The sequence below is a fragment of the Corallococcus carmarthensis genome (assembly GCF_003611695.1).
Taxonomy (GTDB): Bacteria; Myxococcota; Myxococcia; order Myxococcales; family Myxococcaceae; genus Corallococcus; species Corallococcus carmarthensis.
On the sequence record NZ_RAWE01000005.1, the window covers coordinates 81,589 to 106,729 of the forward strand.

Genomic DNA, 25,141 nt, shown 5'->3' on the forward strand with positions numbered 1-25,141 from the left:
GGCGGAAGAGTAATCGCGCCCCCCGGGACGGACAACGCACAACACACGGCGCGAAGCGGGCGGGCAGGCGCGAAATCAGGCACTTACGGCAACAGGTGCCTCACGAACTGCACATAGACGAACACCAGCGGCGCATTGAAGATGAGCGCGTCGATGCGGTCGAGGATGCCGCCGTGTCCGGGAATGAGCTTTCCGGAGTCCTTCACGCCGTAGGCGCGCTTGAGCATGGACTCGCACAGGTCGCCCACGGGGCCCAGGAGGCCGCCGGCGATGCCCAGCACCACACAGTCCCACACGGTGAAGATGGGGAAGAAGCCGAGCTTGGCGACGAACATGCCCAGCACGGAGCCGACCATGCCGCCGAAGAAGCCCTCCCACGTCTTGTTCGGGCTCACCGCGGGGTAGAGCTTGTGCTTCCCGAGGAAGCGCCCCGCGAAGTACGCCAGCGTGTCGTTGGCCCAGGTGATGGTCAGCGCGCAGATGACCCACGCGAGCCCTTCGCCGGGCAAGAGGCGCAGCGCGGACAGCGCGGTGAGGCCGATGGACCCGTAGAGGAAGCCCGTGACGAGGTGCGCGGCCCGGGTAGGGGCCTCCGCGAGCACGCCCCGGAACAGGTTGTAGATCCACGCGAAGAAGAAGAAGACGGACGTCACCCAGAAGGCGGTTTCGCCCGTGCGCGCGGCGTCCCGCAGGGGGAGCAGCGGCATGACGAAGGCGGCGGCCATGCCCACCCAGGCGGCGGCGCCCAGGCGCTTCTGCGTGATGAGGTAGTACTCACCGGCGCACACGGCCGCGGCCGCGCCCAGGAGGATGGCGCTGTAGTACCCGCCCAGGAACAGCAGCAGGAGGACCAGCGGCAGCAGGGTGATGCCGGTGACAATCCGGATGAGGAGGTTCTTGTTCTTCTCGTTCACGCCTTGGCCCGCTGGGGGGTGTCGTCCCGGTTGACCTGGGCGGACGTCAGACCGAAGCGCCTCTCGCGGCCCTGGAACTGCGACAGGCAGCGCAGGAACTCTTCGGTGCGGAAGTCAGGCCACAGGGCGTCGGTGAAGCACAGCTCGGCGTACGCCAGTTGCCAGAGCAGGAAGTTGGAGATGCGCTGCTCGCCGCTGGTGCGGACGATGAGGTCCACCGGAGGCAGGTCGGCGGTCCACAGCCGAGACTCCAGGTCGTGGGGCTCCAGGCGCGCGGGGTCCAGCTCGCCGCGGGCGACGGTCTCCGCCAGGTCGCGAGCGGCGCGCAGCAGCTCCTCGCGGCCGCCGTAGGAGAGCGCCAGGGTGAGCACCATGCCCGTGTTGTGGGCGGAGTCCGCCCGGAGGCGCTCCAGGGGCTCGCGGACGTAGCGGGGCAGCTTGTCCACCTCGCCAATGGCGTTGAGGCGGATGCCGTTGTCGAGGATCTCCGCGCGCTCGGACTCCAGGTACTCGCGCAGGAGCTCCATCAGGCCGGCGACCTCTTCCGGCGGGCGGGCCCAGTTCTGGGAGGAGAAGGCGTAGAGGGTGAGGGCCTGGACGCCCACACGGCGGGCAGTGCGCGTGACTTCGCGGACGCTGACGCTGCCCTCGCGGTGGCCTTCCAGCCGGGGCTGGCCTCGAAGCTCCGCCCAACGACCATTGCCGTCCATGATGATGCCCACGTGGCGCGGGAGCGGCCGGGCCTTGACCTGGACCTCGAGGGCGGTGGGCAACACGGTGGGAGGGCGATCCATGAAGCCGCGCACCCTAGCGGCGGCGCCGCGTCGCGTCCACGGGCGCGTGGCCGCCCGGTCCCTCTCCACGGGTAGGCGGTCGTCTGGAGGGGGTGAACGGTTCATGAGGGGACAGGAGCCCGGTTAAAGTGGGCTTCCATGAAAACTGCTCATGCCCTGCCCTCCTTCCGGCTGCTCGGTGGGCTGCTCGGGTTCTGTGTGTTCGGGTTGGGTCCGGCCTTCGGGCAGGCGGCGGCGACGGGGACCGCGGCGTCCCGGCCCGCGGGCACGTACTTCGACGCGGCCATGGCGGAGGCCGCCCGACTGTATGAGGACCTGGAGTCCGAGCAGGCGCTGGCGGCGGTGACCCGGGCGCGGCGGCTGGCCCGTTCGGAGGCGGAGCGCAGCGCGGCGGCCATCTACGAGGGCGTCATCCTGGCGGACATGGGGCGGCGCGACGAGGCGCTGGCGTCGTTCCGGGCGGGGTTGGTGCTGACGCCGGAGGCGAAGCTGCCGGCGAAGGTGTCTCCGAAGGTGGAGGGTGACTTCGAGTCGGTGCGGAGCGCGGTGCGGCAGGAGCGCGCGGCGTTGGAGAAGCCGGCGGATGCGCCGGTGCGGCCTCCCGTGGTGGAGACGCCGGCCCCGTTGAGTCCGCCCGTGGTCGCGGCGGCGCCTGCTCCGGCGCCGGGGGTGGACCTGAAGGCGGATGCCCGTGAGCGCGGGATGCGCCGTGTGCCGACGGTGTCGTGGGTGCTGCTGGGGACGGGCGTGCTGGCGGGTGGCGTGGGCTCTGTCTTCGGGCTCCAGTCGCGCGGCAACGTGAGCTCGGCGCGCGAGGCGGACCTGTCCGCGGACGTGGGCGGACATCTGGACGACGCGCGGGGCCAGGCGGTCGTGGCGAACGTCCTCTTCGGCACGGCGGTCGCGGCGGCGGCGGGCGCGGTCACGACGTACTTCCTGAGCGGAGAGGCCACGGCTTCGGTGGGCACTCCGTGAGGGTCGTGCGAGCGGTGACGCTGGGGGTGTTGCTGCTGTGCGGCTGCTCCGTGCCCAAGGATGACGACGTCATCCTGCGGCGGTTCTGCGCGAACACTGGCGTGGACTTCCAGGACGCGACATTCCGGCTGACGGATCCGTCGGCCTGCGACCGGGGCATGGCCGTGGACGTCGTCAGTGGGACCTCGAGCCCGGGCTGCGTCCAGGTCTCTCTCCAGGATGCAGACAAGCGGCTGCTCGCCTCCACCCAGTTGCTGGGGCCGACCCGGGTCACGCCGGATCAGGCTCGCGGTCTGCGCATCCTGCTGTCGGAGGCGCAGGGGACGACGTTCCGGCTGCTCGCGGAGTCCTTCGCGGGCAATGCCTGTGACGGGGCTCCGTCCACGCAGACTCTCCAGTTCGTCGACGTTCCCAGGGGAACGGTGCGAAGCGTCCGGATCGATGTGTCCCAGAGCGACGCGGATGGGGATGGCCATCCGTCCATCGCCACGGGAGGCACGGACTGCGACGACGCGAACGCGAACATCCATCCCGGCGCCACGGAACTCTGCGACGGCGTGGACAACAACTGCGTGGACGGCGAGGCGGACGCGCCGGGCATGCGGACGTGGTTCCCGGATCAGGATGGAGATGGCTACGGCGTGGCCGTGATGGCCTGTGTGGGACCCTTGGGGCTGGTGGCGAGCCAGGGTGGTGACTGCGATGACACGAATGCCAGCATCCATCCCGGTCAGAGCGAGCTTCGCTGCGATGACCGTGACGACAACTGCAATGGCCAGAAGGATGAAGGCCTGCCCATCCTGTCGTGGTACCGGGACGCGGATGGGGACGGATATGGCGACGTGACTCAAGGTGTCTCGGGTTGCGCGCCGCCGCCCAACCACGTGGCCCTCGCCACCGACTGCGATGACACCCGTGCGGACATCCGTCCAGATGTGGCGGAAACCAAGGACTTCAAGGACAACAACTGCAATGGCGCCATGGATGAGGGGCTCTTCCCGGGCCCGCGCATGGCCGCCACCTGGTTCTCCAATCTGGCGGTCACGCCCGCTGGAACGGACTGGGGATGGGGGTCCAATCGATACAACATTCTCGGGGACGTGCCCGGCGACAAGTCCCCTGCTCGACTCTACGAATCAACGCTCAAGAATGTCGCGACCGTGACCACCGGCCTGCTTCACGCGTTGGCGCTGTTGCGGGACGGGACCCTCATGTCCTGGGGAGACAACGTCTACGGGCAAGTGGGAAATGGAGACCTGAACCCGCCCCGCACCCCCCAACGACTCCCGGGCATCAAGGACGTCGTCGCCGTTGCCGCTGGAGACGGCCATTCCCTGGCGCTCACGCGGGATGGCACGTTGTGGGCCTGGGGCAACAACGATTCGGGCCAGTTGGGTGACGGAAGCAAGACGAGTCGCAATGTCCCAGCCCAGGTCCCGGGCATGCCAGGGCTCATCGCCATCACCGCGCAGGGCTACAAGTCCCTGGCCTTGAGGTCCGATGGCACCGTCTGGCTCCTCTACGACGCAGGCACCGGGCAGGTCCCCTTGAGGGTCCCCGGGCTGACAGGAGTCGCGGCCATCGCCTCAACCTTCAGGTATGACCTGGCCTTGAAGGCGGATGGAACCGTCTGGGTATGGAACGGTGACGGCATCAAGACACCGCCCAGACAGTTCGCGGGCATCACGACCGTGATGGCCCTCACGACCGGCGGCGACCATGTGCTCGCACTGAAGCAGGACGGAACCGTCTGGGCATGGGGCGCCAACTCCTCCGGCCAGCTTGGAGACGGGACCAGCACGGAGCGCGCGGCTCCAGTACAGGTCACAGGGCTCACGGACGTCGCATCGCTGGCCGCGGGCAGCTACCACTCGCTCGCCGTGAAACAGGACGGAAGCGTCTGGGGTTGGGGGTTCAACGACTCCGGGTTGATCGACGATTCGGGAATGGATGTCCTCACGCCGAAACAGCTCGCGGGACCGGGCGCCTGGAGCCTGACGTCGCCTTGAGCCGGACCGTCACTCCGCCGCGAGGTTGAGCTTGAAGACGTTGTCCTGCCCCGCCTTCACCTCGAAAGCGCGGGTCACGTCCTTGCCCAGGTCCTTGTTCACGACGCGGACCTGATGTGAGCCCTCCGTCGCCTCCACGGCGGCGAAGGGCGTCTGGCCCAGGCTCTTGCCGTCCAGGTACACCGTGCCGAACGGACGGACGCGGAACTCCACCTTGCCCTTGGGCAGGTCGCGACGGGCCGGGGTGGCCGTGCGCCGGACGGTCGGCGTGCCCGTGCTGGCCGTCACGGGCTTCACGGCGGCCGAGGGTCGCGGCGTCTGCGGCACGCTCGGAGCCTCCTCCGCCGGGCGCGTTTCCACAGGGTTCGCCGTCGCGGGCTTCACCTCGGCCACGACGGCCGGAGTGTCACTCCCCACGCCAGGAGATGCAGGGAGCACCGGCGCCACGCGCACTTCGGGCACGGTGGGCGGCGCCTTCGGCTCCAACGGCCTCACAGGTGCGTCATCGCTCCGAGCCACCGTCGGAACGGATGCACTCACAGGTACGGGGGACTTGTCGCCCAGGCCCACGAGCGCCATTCCGCTCACGACGCCCAACACGCTCAACCCCACCGCCGCGCCCACCAGCTTCGCGCCCAGGATCACCGCCGCCCTCACGCGCGTCCTGGAAGCCCCGGCTGCTGGAGCGTCTCCTGCGACGGAGCCCTTCTGAACTTTCGGAGGCCGCGACGCGGAAGCCTCGCCCAACAGACTGCCCGCCGAAGGCGTCGCGGGATCCGTCGCCGCATCGAACCGGCTCGACGGCATGTCGTTCCCCGAAGCCGTGACCACGGGCGCCGCCATCGACCCTCGCGAGGCCAACGGCTCCCACGCCGTGCCCACACGGCCGGGCATGGGCGTCGGCGCGGCTTCCGGCGCACGGGCCACGACGGGCGCCGTCACCCGCCCCTTCGCGGGCGTGGGCGCCACGGGCATGGCCTCCACCCCTTCCATCACCTGCGCCACCAGCCGGGCAATCTGATACGCGCCCACCGGTTCGCCCAGCGACAGCACGAAGCGCTCCAGGTCCGCCTGGAACGCGCGGCAGTCCGGGTAGCGCTGCTCACGGTCCTTCGCGAGCGCCTTGTCCAGGATGCGCTGCATCGCCTCCGGCAGGTCCGGCCGGCGCGTCAGCGCGGGCACGAACGGCTCGAAGAGGATGGCCTGCATCATGCTGACATCCGTCGTCGCGTCGAAGGGCCGCTTCCCGGTGAGCAGTTCGTAGAGCACGATGCCCAGCGCGTACACGTCCACGCGCCCGTCCATGCCCTTGGCCTGGAGCTGCTCCGGCGGCATGTACGCCACCTTGCCCTTCACCACGCCCGTCGCCGTGCGGTGACTCTGCCCCGCCACCTTCGCGATGCCGAAGTCCACCACCTTCACCGTGCCCTGCCGCGACACCAGCACGTTCTCCGGACTGATGTCCCGGTGCACCAGCCCCAGCGGCGCGCCCGTCTCCGGGTCCGCCAGCTCGTGCGCGAACGCCAGCCCCTCCGCCGCGGAGGCCACCATCTTCGCGCACACCGCGGGCGACAGCGGCTGCTTCAGCTCCATGGAGCGTTTGATCAGCCGGCGCAGCGTGGGCCCGTCGATGTACTCCATCGCCAGGAAGTAGCTGCCGTCCGCCTCGCCGAAGTCGAAGATCTGCACCACGTTCGGATGGTCCAACCGGGCGGCCAGCTGCGCCTCGCCCAGGAACATCTCCACGAACGCCTCGTCCTCCGCCAGGTGCGGCAGGATGCGCTTGAGCACCAGCGTCTTCTCGAAGCCCCGGGGTCCCGCCGCCTTCGCGAGGAACACCTCCGCCATGCCTCCCGAGGCGAGCTTCCGCACGAGCTGGTACTTCCCCAATTGCATGGACCCAGAGCTTTCCCACGGATCACCGGAAAAGTGAAACCCCTGCCCGGCGCGGGCGTCCACCGGCGCACGGGACCGTCCCCGCTTCTCACGTCACCGCTGCCGCCCACCGGGCCAGCGCGTCCGGGCCCACCGGTTCGTCCAGGGACAGGATGAAGCGCTCCAGGTCCGCCTGGAACGCGCGGCAGTCCGCGTAGCGCTGCTCACGGTCCTTCGTGAGCGCCCGCTCCAGGATGCGCTGGAGCGCCTCTGGCAGGTCCAGCCGGCGCTCCACCGCGGGCACGAAGGACTCGGAGAGGATGGCCTTGAAGAGGGCCACCGTGTCCGTCGCGTCGAAGGGATACCGGCCGGTGAGCAGTTCGTAGAGCATCATCCCCAGCGCGTACACGGCATCACCGACGACCTGGGGCTGGCCCTGGACGTACGCCAGCGACAGGTACGGCAGCTTGTGCTCCAGCCGGGACGCGCGAGTGCGAAGGTCCTGCGCCTCCGACCGCGTCATGCCGAAGTCGCCCACCTTCACGACGCCCTCGCGGGACACCCAGACGTTCTCCGGCCGGACGTCGCGGGGGTCCACCCCCTCCTGAAACGGCCCCTGCCCCTCCACGTCCAGCACCGCGTGCGCGTACGCCAGCCCCTCGGCGGCGAGCGACACCAGCTTCGCGCACAGGCCCGGCGGCAGCGGCAGCCGCTGTGCCGCGGCCCACTGGAGGAGCCGGCGCACAGTGGGTCCGTCGACGTACTCCGTCACCAGGAAGGGGCGGCCGTCCGCTTCACCGGCATCCACCACCCGCACCACATTGGGATGGTCCAGCCGGGCGGCCCGCTGCGCCTCGGCCCGGAACGTCGCGACGAGGTCCTCCTGCCCCGCCACCGCCGCGAGGACCCGCTTGAGCACCCGCGGCGCCCCGGAACCTCCAGGCCCGTCCGCGCTCACGAGGAACGTCTCCGTCACCTCCCCCGAAGCGAGCGTCCGGATGACCCGATAGTTCCCGATTTGCATGGTCCGTGCGCTTTCCCACGGCTCACTGGAAAAGTGAAACACCCCCAGGGGCCGAGCGTCCGCTGGCTCCCAGGTGATGTCTGCGTGTTTGACCGTGACGTGACGTGCTCCGTAGGATCCGCGCTCCCATGCCTCCCAAGGCCATTGGTCCCTACCGCGTGCTGGAGACGCTCGGCAGTGGCGGAGCCGGGACCGTCTATCGGGCCCTGGACCGCCGCAGCAACGACGAGGTCGCGCTGAAGCTCCTGTCGACGGGTGGCCCGTCGCTGGACGACCGCGCGGCCCGGAGACTCGCGCGCGAATTCGAAACGCTGGCGGATCTGGCCCACCCCAACGTGGTGAAGGTCTTCGAGGCCGGTGTCCACGCGGGCCAGCCGTACCTGGCCATGGAGCTCATCGAAGGGCTCACGCTGCGCCACTACCTGGACGTGAGCTTCAACGACCTGCACACGCCCACGCCCTCCTCGCGCTTCCCGCTCACCATCCGCCGCACCGCGGATGACGACTTCGGCAGCGTCGACAGCCCGGACGAGGAAGAGGACGACGAGGTCGAGGACGACGGCACCTTCGGCCTGAACGCCTTCGCGGAGGAGGCGCCCAGCGAGGACCTGGCCAGCTTCCACGGCGCCGGGGACGACTCGGATTCGGACGGGATGCGGGTGGTGGACCCGCGCCGGGCCGCCCCTCGCGCGCCGCCGCCCGCCTCGCGCCCCGCCACGCCGAAGCTGGCGGACCTCAACCGTCCGGAGCGCATGGGCAAGCTGAAGGACGCCATGCTCCAGGTGTGCGAGGCGCTGGCGTACATCCATGGCCACGGGCTGGTGCACCGGGACCTGAAGCCGTCCAACATCATGGTGGACGACGACCGGCAGGTGCGGCTGATGGACTTCGGCCTGGCCAAGTTCCTCGCCGACGACGCGGGCATCACCGCGGACGGCAAGCTGGTGGGCACCTACCGGTACATGGCCCCGGAGCAGATTCTCGGGGAGCCGCTGGATGGGCGCTCGGACCTGTACAGCCTGGGCGTCATCCTGTACGAGCTGATGAGCGGGCGTCCGCCGTTCGACGCGAAAACGCCGCACGAGCTGTGGCGTCAGGTGCTGGAGACGGAACCCCCGCCGCTGCTCGCGCTCAACCTGCATGGCGACCCGCAGCTGGCGCGGGTGGCCCATCGCCTCATCCGCAAGGAGCCGGACGACCGGTTCCAGACGGCCGAGGAAGTGTACGAGGCCCTCTCCGAGTGACCACGACGACGACGCACACCCTCACCGTGGACGCCGCGAAGGCGGGCCAGCGGGTGGACCTGTTCGCGGGCGAGGCCCTCGGCCTGTCCCGCGCGCGCATGAAGCGCCTCTTCGAGGAGGGCCAGGTGCGCGTGGACGGCCGCCCCGCGAAGAAGGGGCTCCTCGTCACCGCCGGCCAGAAGGTCACCGTGACGGTGGAGGAGGCCCCGCGCGAGGCCGTGCCCGACACGGACTTCCCGCTCAGCATCCTGCACGAGGACGCAGCCCTGCTCTTCGTGGACAAGCCCGCCGGCCGTCCGTCGCACCCGCTGCAACCGGGCGAGACGGGCACCGTGGCCAACGCGCTGGTGGCGCGCTACCCGGAGGTCGCGCAGGCGTCCCAGGATCCGCGCGAGGGCGGCCTCTGCCACCGGCTGGACGTGGAGACGTCCGGAGTCCTCGCGGCGGCCCGCACGCGTGAAGCCTGGACCGCCGTGCGTGAGGCCTTCAGCAACCGCGCGGTGGACAAGCGCTACCTCGCCCTGGTGACGGGCCCGCTGGCGGACGAGGGCGAGGTGGAGGTGCCGCTGCGCCACCACCCCCGCCACCCGGACCGCGTGGAGCCCGCCCCCTACGGCGCCGAGGACGCGCGCGAGGCCCTGTCCCATTTCCGGGTGCTGGCCCGGACCGGGGACTACAGCCTGGTGGAGGTGAAGATCCTCACCGGCGTGCTGCACCAGGTGCGCGCGCACCTGGCGGGCGTGGGCGCGCCGCTCGTGGGGGACGTGCTCTACGGCGGCCGCGAGGCGCCGGAGCTGGGGCGGTTCTTCCTGCACGCCCGCTCGCTCACCGTGCCGCACCCGGTGACGAAGGAGCCCGTGAAGGTGGAGAGCCCGCTGCCGCAGGACCTGGTGGCGGAGCTTTCGAGGCACGGGCTGTCGTGGCCCGTGGCCGGCTAGTCGCCCATCACCTTGACGATGACGCGCTTGCGGCGCTGGCCGTCGAACTCCGCGTAGAAGCACTGCTGCCAGGGGCCCAGGTCGAGCTTGCCGGCGGTGACGGGAATCAACACCTGATGGTGGACGAGCATGGACTTGAGGTGCGCGTCGCCGTTGTCCTCGCCGGTGCGGTGGTGGCGGTAGTCGGGGCCGGAGGGCGCCAGGTGCTGGAGCCAGTCCCAGATGTCCTCGTGGAGGCCGGGTTCGTCGTCGTTGACGAAGACGCCCGCGGTGATGTGCATGGCGGACACCAGCACCATGCCCTCCTGGATGCCGCTCTTCTTCACCAGGGCGGCCACGGTGTCCGTGACGCGCACCAGCTCGCGGCGGGCCTTCGTCTCGAACCAGAGGTATTCGGTGAGGGTCTTCATGGCTCGCACTGTCAGAGGGGGCCACTAGAGTGACTCACGCCATGCGAGCCATCCTCCACGTGGACATGGACGCCTTCTATGCGTCCGTCGAGCAGCGAGACAACCCGTCCCTCCGGGGCAAGCCGGTCATCGTTGGCGGGCATGCACAACGCGGCGTGGTGGTGGCCGCGTCCTACGAGGTGCGCCCCTTCGGAGTGAAGAGCGCGATGCCCATGGCGCGGGCGGTGAAGCAGGCACCGCACGCCATCGTGGTGAAGCCGCGCTTCTCCGCGTACGCGGAGGCCAGCGAGCAGGTGTTCGCCATCTTCGAGCGGTACACGCCGCTGATTGAACCCCTGTCGCTGGACGAGGCGTTCCTGGACGTCACGGCGTCGGTGGGGCTGTTCGGCGCGGCGGCGGACATCGCGAAGCGGATCCGCAAGGAGATCGCCCACGAGCTGAACCTGCCGGCGTCCGCGGGCATCGCGACGGCGAAGTTCGTGGCGAAGATCGCCTCCGACCTGGCGAAGCCCAACGGGCAGCGCGAGGTGCGGCCGGAGGAGACGGTGGCCTTCCTGGCGGGGCTGCCGGTGTCGCGGCTGTGGGGCGTGGGGCCCAAGACGGAAGAGGCGATGAAGCGCGCGGGGCTCGTCACCATTGGCGACGTGGCGGCGCGGGACGCGGCGTGGCTGGAGGAGCGCTTCGGCGCGTCCAGCGGCAAGCACCTCTGGGAGCTGTCGCACGGCATCGACGCGCGCGACGTGGTGCCGGACCGGGCCGCCAAGAGCGTGGGCGCGGAGGACACCTTCGAGGAGGACCTGACGGGCACGGAGGTGCTCAAGCCGCACGTGCACGCGCAGGCCCTGCGGGTGGCCCGGCGGCTGCGGCGCGCGTCGTTGAAGGGGCGCGTGGTGCAGCTCAAGCTGAAGTTCGCGGACTTCACGCTCATCACCCGGCGCACCACGTTGCGCGAGGCGACGGACGACGGGCAGGTCATCTACCGCGCGGCGCTGGAGCTGCTGGAGCGCGCCCACGAGGGCAAGGCGCTGCGGCTCACGGGCGTCAGCGTGCAGTTGGACGAAGACGAAGCGCAGCTCGGACTGTTCCCGGCTGCGGCGCCGAAGTCGTCGAAGCTGAACGAGGCCATGGACCGCATCGCGGCGCGCTTCGGCAGCAAGGCCATCACCATGGCGGACATCGCGGGGGCGGAGGCGTCGGATGACGACCACCACCGCTCCGAGAAGCCCGTGGACAAGCCGAAGCGATAGCGCGTCACCGGGCCTGCGGACACGAAAAGGGCCGGAGCACCGGAGCGCTCCAGCCCGCTCGCTGCCACTGCGCGCCTCGGTAGCGCGTCACCGGGTTCGCGGACACGAAAAGGGCCGGAGCACCTGAGCGCTCCAACCCTTTCGCTTCACGGCGGCACTCCCAGGGAACTACCCCTCGCCCGCGTCGGAACCAGAGGACGCCGGACGGTCCGACCCCGAACCGCCACCCTCTCCGCTCCCGTTGCCACGACGGCGGCGACGGCGGCGGCGCTTGCGGCGGGGGCCTTCCGCGTCCCCGGCGCTGTTCGCTCCGGCGCGCGGCGGCGGCACCTCTCCGGCCTGCCAGGCATCCAGCGCCTCGCGGCCTTCGCCCGTGGCCTCCACCGTCATCGTGAAGACGGCCAGGGCCTCGTTGAAGAGCGGGTGGCGGCGGAAGGCGCCCGTCTTGCGGCGGCGCTCCCCGGACAGCGTGCGCTGCATCAGGAGCAGCATGCGGCAGCGCTCGGCGATGCGGCGCGGCAACCGCGCGGACTCCACGAAGCCCGCCAGCAGGTCCTCGATGACGCGAGACACGGACGCGCGGCCCTCGTCCTGCGACTCCTCCACCGGCGGCTGCGCGCGGCTGATGGGCACCAGCAACGTGGCCAGCAGGATGGCGTCGTCCAGCACCTCGCCCGCCGACACGCGCTTATCCAGCGCCTGCGCGAAGGCGTAGAAGGTCTTCTCCCCTTCCTTGCCATTCTCACGCAGGTACTCGTCCACGGGCGGCAGGAGGATCTTGAGCGAGTCCAGCGCCGCCAGCAGCTTCAGCGCCGGGGCGGACACGCCGCCGCGGATGAGCCGGAACGTCTCTTCCAGCAGGCGCGCGGGCGCGCAGCGCGGCAGGTCCTCCACCGCGCCCTCCATCGCCGCGTACGTGCGCGACTCGATGTCCAGGTCCAGCTTCGCCGCGAAGCGCACCGCGCGCAGGATGCGCACCGGGTCCTCGCGCATGCGGATTTCGGGGTCGCCAATCGTCCGGATGAAGCGCTCATCCAGGTCGCGCCGGCCGCGCACGTAGTCGATGACCCGGCCTTCGGCCGCGTCGTAGAAGAGGCCGTTGATGGTGAAGTCGCGGCGGCGCGCGTCCTGCTGCGCGGTGCCGAAGACGTTGTCGTGGGTGATGAGCAGGTCCTCACCGGACTGCCCCTCTTCCGCCCCCGCCGCTCCCGGCGCCGGCTCCAGCTCCGTCGGGTTCGCGCGGAAGGTGGACACCTCCACGATCTTCCCGCCCTTGAAGTAGACGTGCGCCAACCGGAAGCGCCGGCCGATGAGGCGGCAGTTGCGGAAGATGGCGCGCACCTCGCCCGGGTGGGCGCTGGTGGCCACGTCGAAGTCCTTGGGCTTCTTGCCCAGGAGCAGGTCGCGCACGCAGCCGCCCACCAGGTACGCCTGGTGCCCGTGCTGGTGCAGCCGCAGCACCACCTTGAGCGCGTCCGGATCCATCTCGTCCGGGTCGATTTCCGCGGGCTCGCCCGTGCGCGTGGTGGTGGGCGCGTGCAGCTCCGGCTCGTTCGCGGCGGGCTCGGGCTCCGGCTCCAGGATGACGGCCTCGGGCTCCTCGGCTTCGTCACCGGCCTCGGCGGCGGCCTGCGCGTCCTCCGCCTCCGCGGCCTTCAGGGCCTCGGTGGCGCGCTGGATTTCATCGCTGACCTCGGGACCGGCGTCCTCGGAGTCGTCATCGTCGTCGAACCCGTCATCGTCCGCCGCGTCCACGGCATCGGAGGGCTCGGCGGGGGCCTGGGAGGCCCGGGAGGGGGTTTCGTGCTCACTGGGGCGCTCGGCGGAGTCCGCGGGCGCCTGGGCCTCGGTGCGCTCGGTGCGCTCCTCGGGGCCCGTCAGGTCCAGGGGGGAAGACATGGAAAAAACCTCGTGCGCGGACCCGGATGCCTGCGCCGCTGCCGCCTCGAAGGAGGCCTCTCCGCGCGCGTCGTCTCCGGGCGCGGCTGGCAGCGTTCCGCCATGGGGCGGGGGATGGGTCGGGTCTCGCGTCATTCGCCTCGGCAGGGCAGCCGTCTAGCACGCATCCTCCCACCCATGGGGGTCGCGCTTAAGGACATTCTTCAAGGACGTCGGGGGTTCGCGTTGGCCCCCTGCCCGCCCTCCGTGCGCCCGCCACCCGTGGAAAGGCGCTTCCACTGGACAACACCCCGGCCCGGGCCTGGACCCGGGCGCCACGGGGCCCCCGCCGCTGGAGCGGCCCTGGGGCAGGCAGGCAGCCAGGCACGGGGGGCCGGGAGCCCGGCCCTCAGGTCTGCGGCTTCGTGGAGCGCCCCTTGTGGGTCCGGGGCAGCGCGTGGGAGATGAGCGACACGTAGTCCACCGCCTGCACGCGCGGTGGGGGCGGCTGGGTGCCCAGCGCGGCCAGGCGCTTGCTGAACGCGGCCAGGATGTCCGGCACGGGCCGCATGGCCTTGAGCAGCGCGTTGGGCCCCTCCATCGCCTGGGACAGCGCGATGGCGGCCTGCTGCAGCGGCAGGCCGCGCCGGAGCAGGTCCTGGAACGAGTTCGACAGCGTGATGATGTTGTGCCCCGCCGTCTGCACCATCTCCACGGCGATCTTCAGCACCTGCGGCGCCGTGAGGTGGCCGTCCGCCAGCAGCACCAGCGCCGCCTGGAAGTAGTTGAAGATGGGCACCACGCGCGGGCCGTAGGCCGTGAAGTGCGCGGGCGGCGTCAGCCGGTCCAGGTGGATGAAGATGCGCCGCACCGGATCCGCGATGGGGATCTTCTTCCACGCCTCATGCACCCGCGCGGCGTCGTCCGGGTACACCCCGCCCGCCTCCAGCACCTGGGCCAGCACGCGCTCGTCCACCCGGCCCGCGATGAGGTCCGCGTAGAGCGAATAGATGAACGCGTCCGCCTCCGCGTCGTCCCCGAAGAGCACCTCCTCCGCTTCCACCGGCGCGTGGATGCGGCTCTCCAGGATGACGGGCAGCTTGTAGCCCACCTGTCCACGCAGGGCCCGGAAGCGCCCGCGCAGGAGGTTGCTGACGTTGTCCTTGAGGACGAACTCGTCCCACTGGACGCCGTCCAGCTTGAGCTTCTCCTCCAGCACCGCGCGCATCTGCTTGGGGCTGCCGGACACGATGCACAGCCGCGAGTCCCCCTGCTCCGCCAGCTCGCGGATGAGGGCGGACGCACCCGGCACGGCGACCTTCTCATGGGCCTTCTGGAAGGCGGTGCGGAACAGGTCGCGCAACGACTCGAAGTCCGTCTGGAGGTACGTCTTGTCCAGGTCCCACCGGTAGATGCGGCGCGGGGGACGCGGGTCGATGCGGTCCGGCAGGCTCACTTCGCCAGGCCCTCCTGGATGGCGGTGCCCAGCTCGTTCGCCACCGCCTTCGCGGCCACCTTGCCCGCGTTCGCGATGGCGCGCGCCTTGGAGCGGCCGTGCGCCTTGATGAAGATGCGGTCGAACCCGAGGATGGGCGCGCCGCCGTACTGCTCCCAGTCCGTGATGTCCTTCAGCCGCTCGATGCCGGAGGACAGCATGGCCAGGCCCGCGCGCCAGCGCAGGCTCTCCTTGTAGGCGTACTGGGCCAGCTCCATCACCGTGTCGTGCACGCCCTCCAGCATCTTCAGGCACACGTTGCCCACGAAGCCGTCCGTGACGATGACGTCCACCGTGCCGCGCGGAATGTCGATGCCCTCCACGTTCCCCGTGAAGTTGAGCCCCGCCATCTGCGACAGCCGCTGGTGCGCCTCCACCACGCGGGGCGGGCCCTTCTGCGGCTCGACGCCGTTCGACAGGAGCGCCACCTTGGGCCGCTCGTTGCGGGAGATGATGCGCGCGTAGGCGCTGCCCATGACGGCGAACGCCACCAGGTCCTCCGCGGTGGCCTCCACCGTGGCGCCCACGTCGAGGATGAGGCTGAACGGGTCCTGCTTCGCGCCGCGCACGCCCCGCGTCGGGTACACCGTGGCCAGGGCCGCGCGGCGCACGCCGGGAATCAGCTGGAAGTGGCGCTTGCACGCGAGCACGCCCGCGCCCGTGTTGCCCGCGGAGACGAGCGCATGCGCTTCCCCCTCCGCCACCAGCCGGGCCGCCACCGCCACCGAGGACTCGGGCTTGCGCGCCAGGGCCTCGCCGGGCTTTTCGTCCATGCCCACGTAGTCGCCCGCGTGGTGGACGGAGATGCGCTCCCCGTTGTGCTTGATGCCCGCGAGGGCCTCGTCAATGACCGGCCGGTCCCCCACGAGCAGCGCGTGGATGTGCGGAGACTCCAGCGAGAGCTGGGCGGCGCCTCGCACCACCTCCGCCGGGCCGTGATCGCTCCCCATCACGTCGAACGCGATGGTGATGTGCTGCGGCTTGCCCACCATGGTCCCCATCCTATGAGCTTTGCTCCGCGCCCGCTCCGGACAATCGCACCTGTGTCACCAGCGACAGTGCCAAAAGTCCACCCAGCGCCACCAGCACCGCGCCCGTCCCGTAGGGGGCCGTCGGGCCCAGCCGGGTGAAGAGCAGGCCGCCCAGCGCGGGACCGACGATGCGGCCCAGGGAACCGGACGCTTGATATGCCCCCAGCACCGCCCCCTGCCGCTCGGACGGCGCGTGCAGGGACACCAGCGCGGACAGGCACGGCGTCACCAGCGCGGACCCCACCGCCAACAGCCCCATCACCGGGAAGAGCCACCCGTACGACGGCGCCACGGGCAACAGCGCCAGCCCCGCCGCCGTCAGCCCGAAGCCCACCACGGCCACCGGGGCCTCCCGCCCTCCCCTGCCCCCCGAGCCACCCGCCGCCGCCTGACCGGCCGCGCCATGGCCGGAACCCACCAGCCGGCGCACCAGCCCGCCCTGCACCAGCGCGGACAGCACGCCCACCACCGCGAAGAGCGCCCCGGAGCGCAGGCTGGCCTCCTTCAGGATGGCCGCGTCCGGATGCACCGCGTGCACCAGCCACCCGCCCTCCAGCGGGACTGGCCCGGAGGACAGGAAGCGCGTCAGCAGGTACACGGAGAAGGTGCCCTCCATCTGCGCGAAGGCCACCGTGTAGAGCAGCACCAGCACCACGCACCGGCCCACGACGGGCAGCGTCAACACGGACATGGCGCCCTTCAGGGTGCGCGCCGTGGCGGACGGGGAGCCGGGCTTGCGCGTCTCCGGCAGGAAGAACCAGGTGTTGAGCAGGTTCAGCGCGGACAGCCCCGCCGCGAACAGGCCAATGGCCAGGTTGCCGCCCCACGCCCCCAGCACGCCGCCCAGCGCGGGCCCCAGCACGAAGCCCAGGCCGAACGCCGCGCCGATGATGCCCATGCCCCGCGCGCGCTCATGCGGCTTGGTGATGTCCGCCACCACCGCCTGCGCCGTGGACACGTTGCCGCCGGAGATGCCGTCGATGACGCGCGACAGGAACAAGAGGGGCAGCGTGTGCGCGAAGGCGAACAGCACGTAGCCCACCAGCGAGCCCACCTGGGACACCAGCAGCACCGGCCGCCGGCCGAACCGGTCCGACAACCGTCCCATGATGGGCGCCGCCACCAGCTGCATCAGCGAGTACACCGCGACGAGCAACCCCACCGCGAAGGGGGAAGCGCCAAAGCGCACGCCGTACACGCCCAGCTGCGGAATCAGGATGCCGAACCCGATGAGGTCCAGGACGGCGATGCCGAACACCACCCGCAGCGACGCCTCCCGAGCCAACTTCGCACTCCCTCGTCCCGCGAGGGACCGTTGGAAAAGACAAAGACCGCCGGAGCGCGCGTATGGGGCGCTCCGGCGGCCGGGAAGAATCCCACTCTCAGCGCGAGGCGTCTACATCGCCTCGGCGGACTGGATGTTGCGGTTGGCCGTGTCGCGCTCGATGCAGCCCTTGGTCATCGTGTACTGGTAGGTGCCCAGTTCATCGCGCCAGTACTCGCCCTCGTAGGGCCAGTAGAGCTGATCGTCCGCCACCGCCACGGAGTACTTGTACTTCTTGACGATGGCCGTGCGGCCGCCCGCCTTGAGCTGCTCCTCCAGGAACTCCTTCTCCTTGGTGGTCGTCTCGAACTTGATGCGCAGGCCGTTGGCGAGCAGCAGCTTGAGCGCTCCCAGCTCCGTCTCCAGCTTGCCCTTGGCCATGATGCCGGCCTTGGAGATGAGGCTGGTGCGCTGGACCTTGAGCTCCTCCAGCAGCTGCTTGGTCAGCTCCGAGTACTTGAACGTGTCGCCCTTGTTGGAGAACAGGTCCATCTCACCCTCGAGCTCCAGGATGGAGTCGTTGGTCTTCTTCAGGTCCTGATCCGTGAGGGCCAGCCGCAGGATGCGCTCCAGGAGCACGTCCGTGCCGTTCTTCTCCAGGCCGTCCTTGTTCTTCTTCTGCACGTCCGCGAGCACCGTGTAGTACTCGGAGGCGTCCATGTTCTTCTTCACGAGCGCGTCCAGCTCGTCGTGCACGGGCAGGTAGGTGCGCTCGAAGTCCTGGAGGATGAGGTTGGACTCCCGGTAGCGGCAGTTCTCGTAATAGATGACCGCCTTCAGGATGAGCGCCTCCGGGAAGTACTCCTCGCGGAAGAAGGGCGACGACAGGGTGATGAGGTTGCCCAGCGCCTGCTCGTACTGGCCGATGCGGTAGTTGGCCCAGGAGGACTCGAAGAGGGCCTCCAGCCACTGCGTGTTCCCGCGCTCCACCTTGTTCAAATAGAAGATGGAGAAGCGGTTCTGCTGCATGCCGTAGTGCGTGCGGGCCAGCTGCATGAACGCCAGCTCGCGCAGCGACTTGTCCAGCTTCGCCTGCTCGCCGGTGCGGCCCGCCATGGGACGGGTGAGGCGCACCACTTCCTTCATCGCCTCCACCGACGCCATGACGTCCGTGTTGCCACGCTTGGCCGCCGCGTCCTTGTGGTTCGTGCCGTTGCGGAAGAAGGCCAGGCCCTCCAGGTACTTCGCGCGCGGGTAGAACGGATCCGTGCGGGGAATCGTCAGCGCCAGGCGCTTCACTTCCTCGAAGGACTTGTCCGCGTTCTCCGTCTGGCCCACCTGATCCAGGGCGCGGCCACGCACGAAGTGGTAGCGCGCCAGCAGGTAGCGGAACTCGTTCCGGAACTTCTCCGGGAACTCGTAGTTCGCGTACCGGGCGATCTCATCCAGGATGACCGTCTCGTTCTGGGTCTTGCGGCTGATGAAGAACAGCCACTCCAGGCTCGTCTTGAAGAACTTCGTGGACGGGCCCGCCGCCAGGATCTTGGAGAACTCGCCCAGCGACGAGTGGTACAGCCCCATGCGGTAGAGCGACTTGGCGAGCACGTAGCGCGCTTCCACGTGCAGGCCCTGGAGCTTGGGGTCCCCCAACAGCTCGTGGGACGCCATCGCGGCCTTCTCGTACTCGTCGTTCTTGAACAGGCTGATGGCCGCGTCCAGGCGCTGGCGGTCCGCCGTCTTGCCGGACACGTCCACCGCGTCGAACGTCATCGTGGGCGCGGGCGGCTTGTCGTTGTCGCCCGTGAGGTCCAGGCCCAGGCCGGGGCTGCCCTGGGGGGCCGGCTTCGAGGGCGGCGTGGGCTTCGCGGCGGGCGCGGCGGGCGTCGCGCCAGGCACGGGCGTCGTCGTCACGGCCGCGGGCGGCGTGGCGGGGTTGCCCACGGGAGCGGTCGTGGCGGTGGAGGACTCCGCGGCGTCCTCGGCCGGGGCGGACGTCTTGCCCTTGCCGCGCTTGGCCGTGGGCTTCTTCTTCGAGGAAGCCTTCGACGAGGCCCCCTTCTTCTTCTTCTTCGACTGGCCCGCCAGGTCCAGCCCTTCAAAGGACTGGGCCAGCGTGGGGGCCGTGTACGCGAGCGTGAGCCCGAGGACGGCGAGGCGGAGGAACCGGTGGGTGCGCATGAGTCTTTAGGAACCGGAGGGGAAGAAGAAGGACAGGCCCAGCTCGAACATGATCTGGTTGCGGAGGTAGTTGGGCGTGGGGTCCCGGCCCTTCTCCACGTAGATGAGGTCGCGCAGCTCCGTGCGCAGCGTCATCCACCGGTTGAAGAAGAAGCGCAGGCCGACGCCCACGTTGCCGCCGCCCGTGAGGTACGACTTGCTGCCCGCGATCGGCGCGCCATCAGGCCCCGTCGCCGGGCCCTTGTACTGGATGACGGATCCGCCCACGACGCCGTACATGTCGAAGTGGACGAACTTCTCCGCCAAGAGCGACAGCTTGCCGTAGATGGGCGCCCACTGGACGTCCACGCCGCCCATCAGGCTCATCTGGCCGGGCGCGTACCCGTCCAGCTCTCCCTTGGAGGGCGCGCGGCAGCCTCGGGTGTCTCCGCCCTCGCCCGGCGTGAAGGTGCAGATCTGCGCGGAGCCCGCCACGGAGTTCAGCGCGTAGCCGCCGCGCAGGCCCACGCCCAGCGTCTCCATGGGGAAGTAGGTGACGGTGCCGCCGAAGATGTACTTCTTGTAGAACGCGTCGCGGATGGTGATGGACGCGGACGGGCTGATTTCGAAGCGGCCCTGCTTGAGGAACATGTGGCCGGACACCGGCCGGATGCGCTCGCGAAGGGGCCCCAGGGCGTCCTTGTCCACCTCGGACACGTCGCCGGCCTCCTCCTCCTGGGAGGAATTGGGCGGGTTCGAATTCGTCGCGGTCTTCGGAGCCGGGGTCGCCGGGGTGGCGGCGGCCGGAGCGGGCGTGACCGGAGCCGCCGGAGCGGCGGCGGCCGGAGCGGGCGCGGGGGCCTGGTCGGCGGCGGTGGCGAGCATGGGCACGCCCGCGCACAGGGTCAGGAGCAGACGGAAGGCGGGCTTCATTCGGACTCCCTCCCCGTCGACTTGAGGGGCAGGAAGATGGAGATGCCCGCGTTGAGGGTCATGACGTTCTGGATGGCGCCCTTGCTGCTGCCCAGGGGCTGGTCCACGTAGGAGGTGTTGATGAGGGCCACGTTGACGGCCAGGTAGTCCTTGGTGACGAACCGCATGCCCAGGCCCAGGTCGAAGGCCGGGTTGAGGCCGCGGTCCGGCAGCGCGGAGGTCTCCGTCCTCACCACGCCCATGCCGCCCAGCAGGTAGCCGTCGAAGTGGAGGATGGAGTTGAGGAAGGACACCTTGCCGTAGAGCGGCGCCCACTCCAGGTCGCCCATGGCGGACCAGTTCGGCACGGAGTTGTAGATCTTGGCGTTGAAGGTGCGCTTCGCCGTGCGGACGTCATCCGACGGGAGCACCTGGATGAGCGAGCCACGAGCGGAGACGGCCAGCGTGTCCGACAGGTACCAGGCCGCGCGGAGCGAGCCGCCGAACTTCGAATAGAACGGGTCGTTCACGGAGATGCTCACGAACGGTGAGATCTCCAGGCGTCCCTTCTTCAGGTACACCTTGCGCTGCACGCTCTTCACCCGGTCGTCCTGGGTGATGTCCGTGAGCGGCATCAGCGCTTCGACCGGGATGTCCTTCGCCGGAGAGGCGGTAGGCGGCGACGCGGGGCGGGCTTCCTCGTCCGGCGGCGGCGCGGGGTTTTCTTCGGGAGGCTTGGCCTGGGCATCCTCGGTCAGATCGAGGCCCATGCCTTCCTGGTTCTGGGCGGGGGCCAACGCAGGCCACATCAGGCTCAGCGCAAGCAGCAGCGTGGGGCGGTTCAAGTCCGGGCGCTCCGTGGGGGGAGGGAACGTACTGCCACCGGAAGGCAGCATGACATCAGCCCCGCCATCCTATCGGCCGTATTCCCAACCATCAACCGCCACGATGCGCCTGCTTCCTCTGTATTCCTCCCGTATCCCTTCACAATTCCACTGCGCTCGCTCCCCGTGGGTCAGGGGTTGGCGCGAAGAAGTGGTGTGCTACCGTTTCGAGGTTCCGGCGTCCTCCCCCCAGGCGCCCTGGTTCCATCCTTCCTAGAGGTCTCAAAGATGTTCGTGCGATCCGCGCTCTTCCTGTCCGCCGCCCTGATGCTGGGAGGTTGCGACGTCAAAACCGAGCTGGGCAAGCCGTGCACCCTGGTGCGCAAGGCCACGGCCGAGGAGCAGGAAACCCAGGGCCGCAAGTTCGTGGAGATCCACGAGAAGGACATCGCCGCGGATCAGGACTTCATCTCCTTCGGTTCGCTGGACTGCGAGGACCTCGTCTGCGTGCGCGACGACCAGAGCCCCCGCAGCGAGAACCCGGAGGCGTTCGCCCAGGGCTACTGCAGCAAGGAGTGCGTGCAGGGCACCACCACCGGCTGCACCATCACCCGCACCGTGGACGACGTGGAGGAGGGCCTCAAGGACCGCATGACGTGCCGTCCCCTGCTCCTGGATCAGGACACGCTGGACGCCATCAAGGTCGCCGACGAGGGCTTCTACCGGCGCACCTTCGGCGAGAACAACTCGCCCTACTTCTGCGCGGGCGCCACGCCGACCTCCCAGGGCACCTGAACAGCGCACTGAACAGTCGCCTCGCACGAAAGGGTTAGACCTTTTCGCGCACCCCGTTCGTAAAGGCAGGGCCCGCGTTTCAAACGCCTTTGGAGCCCTGCCATGAATCGTACGGTCCTGTTCCTCGCCCTCGCTGGTGGCCTTGCCCTCACCGCGCTGGTGCTGGGCATGCCCCGGGGGGGCGGCCTCCCGCCCACCTCTCACGTGGTCGTGACGACCCCGACGCCCACCCCGCCCGTCCCGGCGCCGGGGCCGCGGTCGTCCTCCGGCAGCCTCCAGGTGACGAGCCGGCTGTCGCACCCGTACGTGCCGGTGGGTTCGTCCGAAACGTACGTGACGGTGGACCTCACCGGCGCGGAGGTCCCCGGGGCGAAGCGCAGCCCGGTGAACCTGGCGGTGGTCATCGACCGGTCCGGGTCCATGAGCGGCTACAAGCTCCAGCAGGCGAAGCAGGCCGCTCGGCACCTGGTGACGCTCCTGCGCGACGAGGACCGGCTGGCCATCGTGCACTACGGCAGTGACGTGAAGAGCCTGCCGTCCCTGCCGGCCACCGCGGGCAACCGCGAGCGGATGGCCCAGTTCATCGACGGCATCTGGGATGACGGCGGCACGAACATCAGCGCGGGCCTGTCGGTGGGCCGCACGCAGCTGGCGTCCGCCATGGGGGGCCTGGCCAGCGTGAACCGCCTCATCCTGATGAGCGACGGCCAGCCCACGGAGGGCGTGTCCGACGAGGAGGGCCTCAAGAACGTGGTGAAGGAGATCCGCGCCTCTGGCATCACGGTGAGCTCCATTGGCGTGGGCACGGACTTCAACGAGGACCTGATGCAGGCGTTCGCGGAGTACGGCGCCGGCGCGTACGGCTTCCTGGAGGACGCGAGCAAGCTGTCCACCCTCTTCCAGCGCGACCTGCAGCAGGCCACCACCGCGGTGGCGCGCAACGTGGAGCTGTCCTTCGAGCTGCCCCCGGGCACGACGCTGGACGAGGTGCTGGGCTACCGCGCGCACCAGGCCGGCAACACCGTGCGCGTGGCGCTGCCGGACTTCTCCGCGGGCCAGGTGGAGCGCGTGGTGGCGCGCATCCACGTGACGGGCATCGCGCCGGGCCAGTCCGTGCAGGTGGCGGGGCTGAAGGTCGCGTACACGGACCTGCTCGTGCAGAAGAACGTGGAGGACCAGTCCATGCTGGCCGCGGTGGCCACCGACGTGCGTGAAGAGATCGTCCAGCGCCAGGACAAGGAGGCCACGGTGTACGCGGCCCGGGCCCGCAGCGCGCAGAACCTCCAGAAGGCCGCGGAGGCGATGAGCCAGGGCAAGAAGGACGAGGCCAAGGGCTACCTGTCCCAGAACCAGGCCCTCTTCATGGAGGCGGGCGCGGTGGCGGGCGCGGCGGCGGTGGCGGCGGATCAGGCGGACCAGACCCGCGCGATGCAGGAATACGACGACGCGGAGACCGAGGAGGCCCAGAAGGCCGCCGTGAAGAACAGCAAGGTGAAGGCGCTCAAGAGCTTCGGGCGCATGGGCTCGACGTACTGAGCCGGGGCTGGAGCGCTGGGGGCGAGCAAGGGGGCGACGCCCGCCCCCCTGCCCGCCCTTCATCGCGACGTCACATCTTCGCGGTTGACCTCCGGAATCGCGTGGCCCTATCTCCGCGTTCTTCCAGGTTTCACCCCCTGGAAGCAGGGCGCACTGGAGGCGCGGACAAGCATGGCGGCGAGCGCGAGCACCCCGTGGGTCGGGGTCATCATGGGCGGCAGAAGCGACCTCGAACACCTGCAACCGGCGATCGACATCCTCGCCGAGCTGCGCATCCCGCATGAGGTGCGCATCGTGTCCGCGCACCGCACCCCGGACTGGATGATGGAGTACGCGTCCACCGCGGAAGGCCGGGGCCTGTCCGTCATCATCGCCGCGGCGGGCGGCGCGGCCCACCTGCCCGGCATGGTGTCCAGCAAGACGCTGCTGCCGGTGCTGGGCGTGCCCATGCCCACCACGGTGCTGTCCGGCTTCGACGCGCTGCTCTCCATCGTGCAGATGCCCAAGGGCGTCCCGGTGGGCACGCAGGCCATTGGCAAGCCGGGGGCCGCCAACGCGGCGCTGCACGCGGCGGCCATCCTGTCGCTGAAGTACCCGGAGCTGCGCGAGCGGCTGGGCGCCTGGCGCAAGGCCCGCACGGATGAAGTGCTGGCGCAGCGCGAGGTGGCGGGATGAGTGGCCCCATGGTGCTCCCCGGCGGAACGCTGGGCATCCTGGGCGGAGGCCAGCTGGGGCGCATGATGGCGCTCGCGGCGCGCACGCTGGGCTACCAGGTGCAGGCGTTGGATCCGGACTCGGCGTGCCCGTCGCGCTCCGTGGTGGACCGCTGCCTCACCGCGTCCTTCTCCGACACGGCGGCGGCGGAGGACCTGGCGCGCTCGTGCGACGTGGTGACGCTGGAGATTGAAAAGGTGTCGCTGGCCACGCTCAACGCGGTGGCCCGGCACGCGCCCATGCGGCCCGGAGCCACCGTGCTGGAGGTGGTGCAGCACCGCGGCCGGCAGAAGGCGTGGCTCGCGAAGGGCGGCTTCCCGCTGGGCCCGTGGCGCGAGGCGAACTCGGAGGCGGAGCTGTCCGCGGCCATCACCGCGCTGGGCGGCAAGTGCTTCATCAAGTCCAGTGAGGGCGGCTACGACGGACGCGGCCAGTACGAGGTGAAGACGGCCTCCGAGGCGGGCGTCGCGTGGAAGGAGCTGGGCGAGCGCTCCGTGGTGGTGGAGGCCGCGCTGGACCTGAAGGCGGAGCTGTCCGTGCTGGTGGCGCGTGGGCCGGATGGGCAGCTGGCGGTGTATCCGCCCGCGTTCAACCACCACGAGGACCGCATCCTCGCGTGGTCGCTGCTCCCGGGACCGCTGCCGGAGGCCGTGCTGTCGCAGGCGTCGCAGGTGGCGCGCGACATCACCTCCGGGCTGAAGGTGGAGGGGCTGCTGGTGGTGGAGATGTTCCTGCTGGGTGACGGGTCGCTGCTGGTGAACGAGGTGGCGCCCCGGCCGCACAACAGCTTCCACTCGACGGAAGTGGCGTGCCTCACCAGCCAGTTCGAGCAGGCCGTGCGCGCGGTGTGCAACCTGCCCCTGGGCTCCGTGGAGGTGGTGCGCCCCGCGGCCATCGTGAACCTGCTGGGCGACCTGTGGCTGAAGGAAGGCGGGCCCCGGTTCGCGCAGGCGCTGGCGATGCCCGGCGTCCGGCTGCACCTCTACGGCAAGCGCGACGCGCGCAAGGGGCGCAAGATGGGCCACCTGTCCGCGGTGGGCACCACGCCCGAGGACGCGCTCCAGCGCGTGAAGGCCGCCGCCACGCTCCTGGGGATGTGACGCCC

The 25,141-nt window shown here is 70.1% G+C and carries 21 protein-coding genes; 9 read left to right on the forward strand and 12 right to left on the reverse strand.

Translation table 11 applies throughout. The features are described 5' to 3' along the window. Positions 1-83: 83 nt before the first annotated feature. Both D7X32_RS02590 and uppS read right to left on the reverse strand, forming a co-directional pair. The gene (locus D7X32_RS02590) at positions 84-914 is read right to left on the reverse strand and encodes a phosphatidate cytidylyltransferase (protein ID WP_120600895.1); all 831 of its coding nucleotides are present in this window, start codon (positions 912-914) and stop codon (positions 84-86) included. Beyond that, the gene (uppS, locus tag D7X32_RS02595) at positions 911-1,708 is read right to left on the reverse strand and encodes a polyprenyl diphosphate synthase (RefSeq protein WP_120600931.1); all 798 of its coding nucleotides are present in this window, start codon (positions 1,706-1,708) and stop codon (positions 911-913) included. Before uppS ends, D7X32_RS02590 begins: the two co-directional genes overlap by 4 nt. Before the next feature lie 138 nt (positions 1,709-1,846). Here uppS and D7X32_RS02600 point away from each other — a divergent pair, with 138 nt between their 5' ends. Both D7X32_RS02600 and D7X32_RS02605 read left to right on the forward strand, forming a co-directional pair. Beyond that, the gene (locus D7X32_RS02600; protein ID WP_120600896.1) at positions 1,847-2,683 is read left to right on the forward strand and encodes a tetratricopeptide repeat protein; all 837 of its coding nucleotides are present in this window, start codon (positions 1,847-1,849) and stop codon (positions 2,681-2,683) included. Further along, complete coding sequence (locus D7X32_RS02605) at positions 2,680-4,692, forward strand: MopE-related protein (RefSeq protein ID WP_147449992.1); 2,013 nt, start codon at positions 2,680-2,682, stop codon at positions 4,690-4,692. Before D7X32_RS02600 ends, D7X32_RS02605 begins: the two co-directional genes overlap by 4 nt. Before the next feature lie 9 nt (positions 4,693-4,701). Here D7X32_RS02605 and D7X32_RS02610 read toward each other — a convergent pair whose 3' ends face one another. After that, positions 4,702-6,588 carry a serine/threonine protein kinase gene (locus D7X32_RS02610; protein WP_120600898.1) on the reverse strand — a complete coding sequence of 629 codons (1,887 nt, stop codon included), beginning with the start codon at positions 6,586-6,588 and terminating at the stop codon, positions 4,702-4,704. A gap of 88 nt (positions 6,589-6,676) precedes the next feature. Next, a complete protein-coding gene (locus tag D7X32_RS02615; RefSeq protein ID WP_120600899.1) occupies positions 6,677-7,591 on the reverse strand; it encodes a serine/threonine protein kinase in 915 nt (304 codons plus the stop codon). Between the two features lie 128 nt (positions 7,592-7,719). Between D7X32_RS02615 and D7X32_RS02620 the strand changes: the two genes are divergently transcribed. Together D7X32_RS02620 and D7X32_RS02625 are read left to right on the forward strand one after the other, a co-directional pair. After that, positions 7,720-8,835 (forward strand): serine/threonine-protein kinase, encoded by a 1,116-nt coding sequence (locus D7X32_RS02620; RefSeq protein ID WP_120600900.1) that lies wholly within the window; start codon positions 7,720-7,722, stop codon positions 8,833-8,835. After that, the gene (locus tag D7X32_RS02625; RefSeq protein WP_120600901.1) at positions 8,832-9,773 is read left to right on the forward strand and encodes an RluA family pseudouridine synthase; all 942 of its coding nucleotides are present in this window, start codon (positions 8,832-8,834) and stop codon (positions 9,771-9,773) included. Before D7X32_RS02620 ends, D7X32_RS02625 begins: the two co-directional genes overlap by 4 nt. Here D7X32_RS02625 and D7X32_RS02630 read toward each other — a convergent pair. Beyond that, positions 9,770-10,183, reverse strand: a complete 414-nt coding sequence (locus tag D7X32_RS02630) for a secondary thiamine-phosphate synthase enzyme YjbQ (RefSeq protein WP_120600902.1) — start codon at positions 10,181-10,183, stop codon at positions 9,770-9,772. The two genes, D7X32_RS02625 and D7X32_RS02630, sit on opposite strands and share 4 nt — an antisense overlap. A 41-nt stretch (positions 10,184-10,224) precedes the next feature. Here D7X32_RS02630 and D7X32_RS02635 point away from each other — a divergent pair, with 41 nt between their 5' ends. Beyond that, on the forward strand, positions 10,225-11,430 hold the full coding sequence (locus tag D7X32_RS02635) for a DNA polymerase IV (RefSeq protein ID WP_120600903.1): 1,206 nt from the start codon (positions 10,225-10,227) through the stop codon (positions 11,428-11,430). 168 nt (positions 11,431-11,598) lie between these two features. Here the strand turns inward: D7X32_RS02635 and pcnB are convergent, their stop codons facing one another. The 7 genes from pcnB to D7X32_RS02670 all read right to left on the reverse strand — a co-directional run bounded on the left by pcnB (position 11,599) and on the right by D7X32_RS02670 (position 21,012). After that, on the reverse strand, positions 11,599-13,329 hold the full coding sequence (pcnB, locus tag D7X32_RS02640; protein WP_120600904.1) for a polynucleotide adenylyltransferase PcnB: 1,731 nt from the start codon (positions 13,327-13,329) through the stop codon (positions 11,599-11,601). A 388-nt stretch (positions 13,330-13,717) separates the two neighbouring features. Beyond that, a complete protein-coding gene (locus tag D7X32_RS02645; protein WP_120600905.1) occupies positions 13,718-14,764 on the reverse strand; it encodes a phosphatase domain-containing protein in 1,047 nt (348 codons plus the stop codon). Beyond that, positions 14,761-15,795: a phosphate acyltransferase PlsX gene (gene plsX / locus D7X32_RS02650; protein ID WP_014398336.1), complete on the reverse strand. Its 1,035-nt coding sequence runs from the start codon at positions 15,793-15,795 to the stop codon at positions 14,761-14,763. Before plsX ends, D7X32_RS02645 begins: the two co-directional genes overlap by 4 nt. Before the next feature lie 10 nt (positions 15,796-15,805). After that, the gene (locus D7X32_RS02655) at positions 15,806-17,119 is read right to left on the reverse strand and encodes an MFS transporter (protein WP_120600906.1); all 1,314 of its coding nucleotides are present in this window, start codon (positions 17,117-17,119) and stop codon (positions 15,806-15,808) included. 111 nt (positions 17,120-17,230) lie between these two features. Continuing rightward, positions 17,231-19,276: an adventurous gliding motility protein GltC gene (gltC, locus tag D7X32_RS02660; RefSeq protein ID WP_120600907.1), complete on the reverse strand. Its 2,046-nt coding sequence runs from the start codon at positions 19,274-19,276 to the stop codon at positions 17,231-17,233. A gap of 6 nt (positions 19,277-19,282) precedes the next feature. Beyond that, positions 19,283-20,188 (reverse strand): outer membrane beta-barrel domain-containing protein, encoded by a 906-nt coding sequence (locus D7X32_RS02665; protein ID WP_120600908.1) that lies wholly within the window; start codon positions 20,186-20,188, stop codon positions 19,283-19,285. Further along, positions 20,185-21,012 (reverse strand): outer membrane beta-barrel domain-containing protein, encoded by an 828-nt coding sequence (locus tag D7X32_RS02670; protein ID WP_120600932.1) that lies wholly within the window; start codon positions 21,010-21,012, stop codon positions 20,185-20,187. The genes D7X32_RS02665 and D7X32_RS02670 overlap by 4 nt, the downstream gene beginning before the upstream one ends. Before the next feature lie 267 nt (positions 21,013-21,279). On the opposite strand from D7X32_RS02670, the gene cglC reads away from it, so the two are divergent. From cglC to purK, 4 genes are all read left to right on the forward strand, one after another. After that, on the forward strand, positions 21,280-21,786 hold the full coding sequence (gene cglC, locus D7X32_RS02675) for an adventurous gliding motility lipoprotein CglC (RefSeq protein ID WP_120600909.1): 507 nt from the start codon (positions 21,280-21,282) through the stop codon (positions 21,784-21,786). Between the two features lie 102 nt (positions 21,787-21,888). After that, positions 21,889-23,322 (forward strand): vWA domain-containing protein, encoded by a 1,434-nt coding sequence (locus D7X32_RS02680; RefSeq protein ID WP_120600910.1) that lies wholly within the window; start codon positions 21,889-21,891, stop codon positions 23,320-23,322. A 171-nt stretch (positions 23,323-23,493) separates the two neighbouring features. Then, positions 23,494-23,997 (forward strand): 5-(carboxyamino)imidazole ribonucleotide mutase, encoded by a 504-nt coding sequence (purE, locus tag D7X32_RS02685; protein WP_171447911.1) that lies wholly within the window; start codon positions 23,494-23,496, stop codon positions 23,995-23,997. Beyond that, positions 23,994-25,136: a 5-(carboxyamino)imidazole ribonucleotide synthase gene (gene purK, locus D7X32_RS02690; RefSeq protein WP_120600911.1), complete on the forward strand. Its 1,143-nt coding sequence runs from the start codon at positions 23,994-23,996 to the stop codon at positions 25,134-25,136. Before purE ends, purK begins: the two co-directional genes overlap by 4 nt. Positions 25,137-25,141 lie beyond the last annotated feature (5 nt).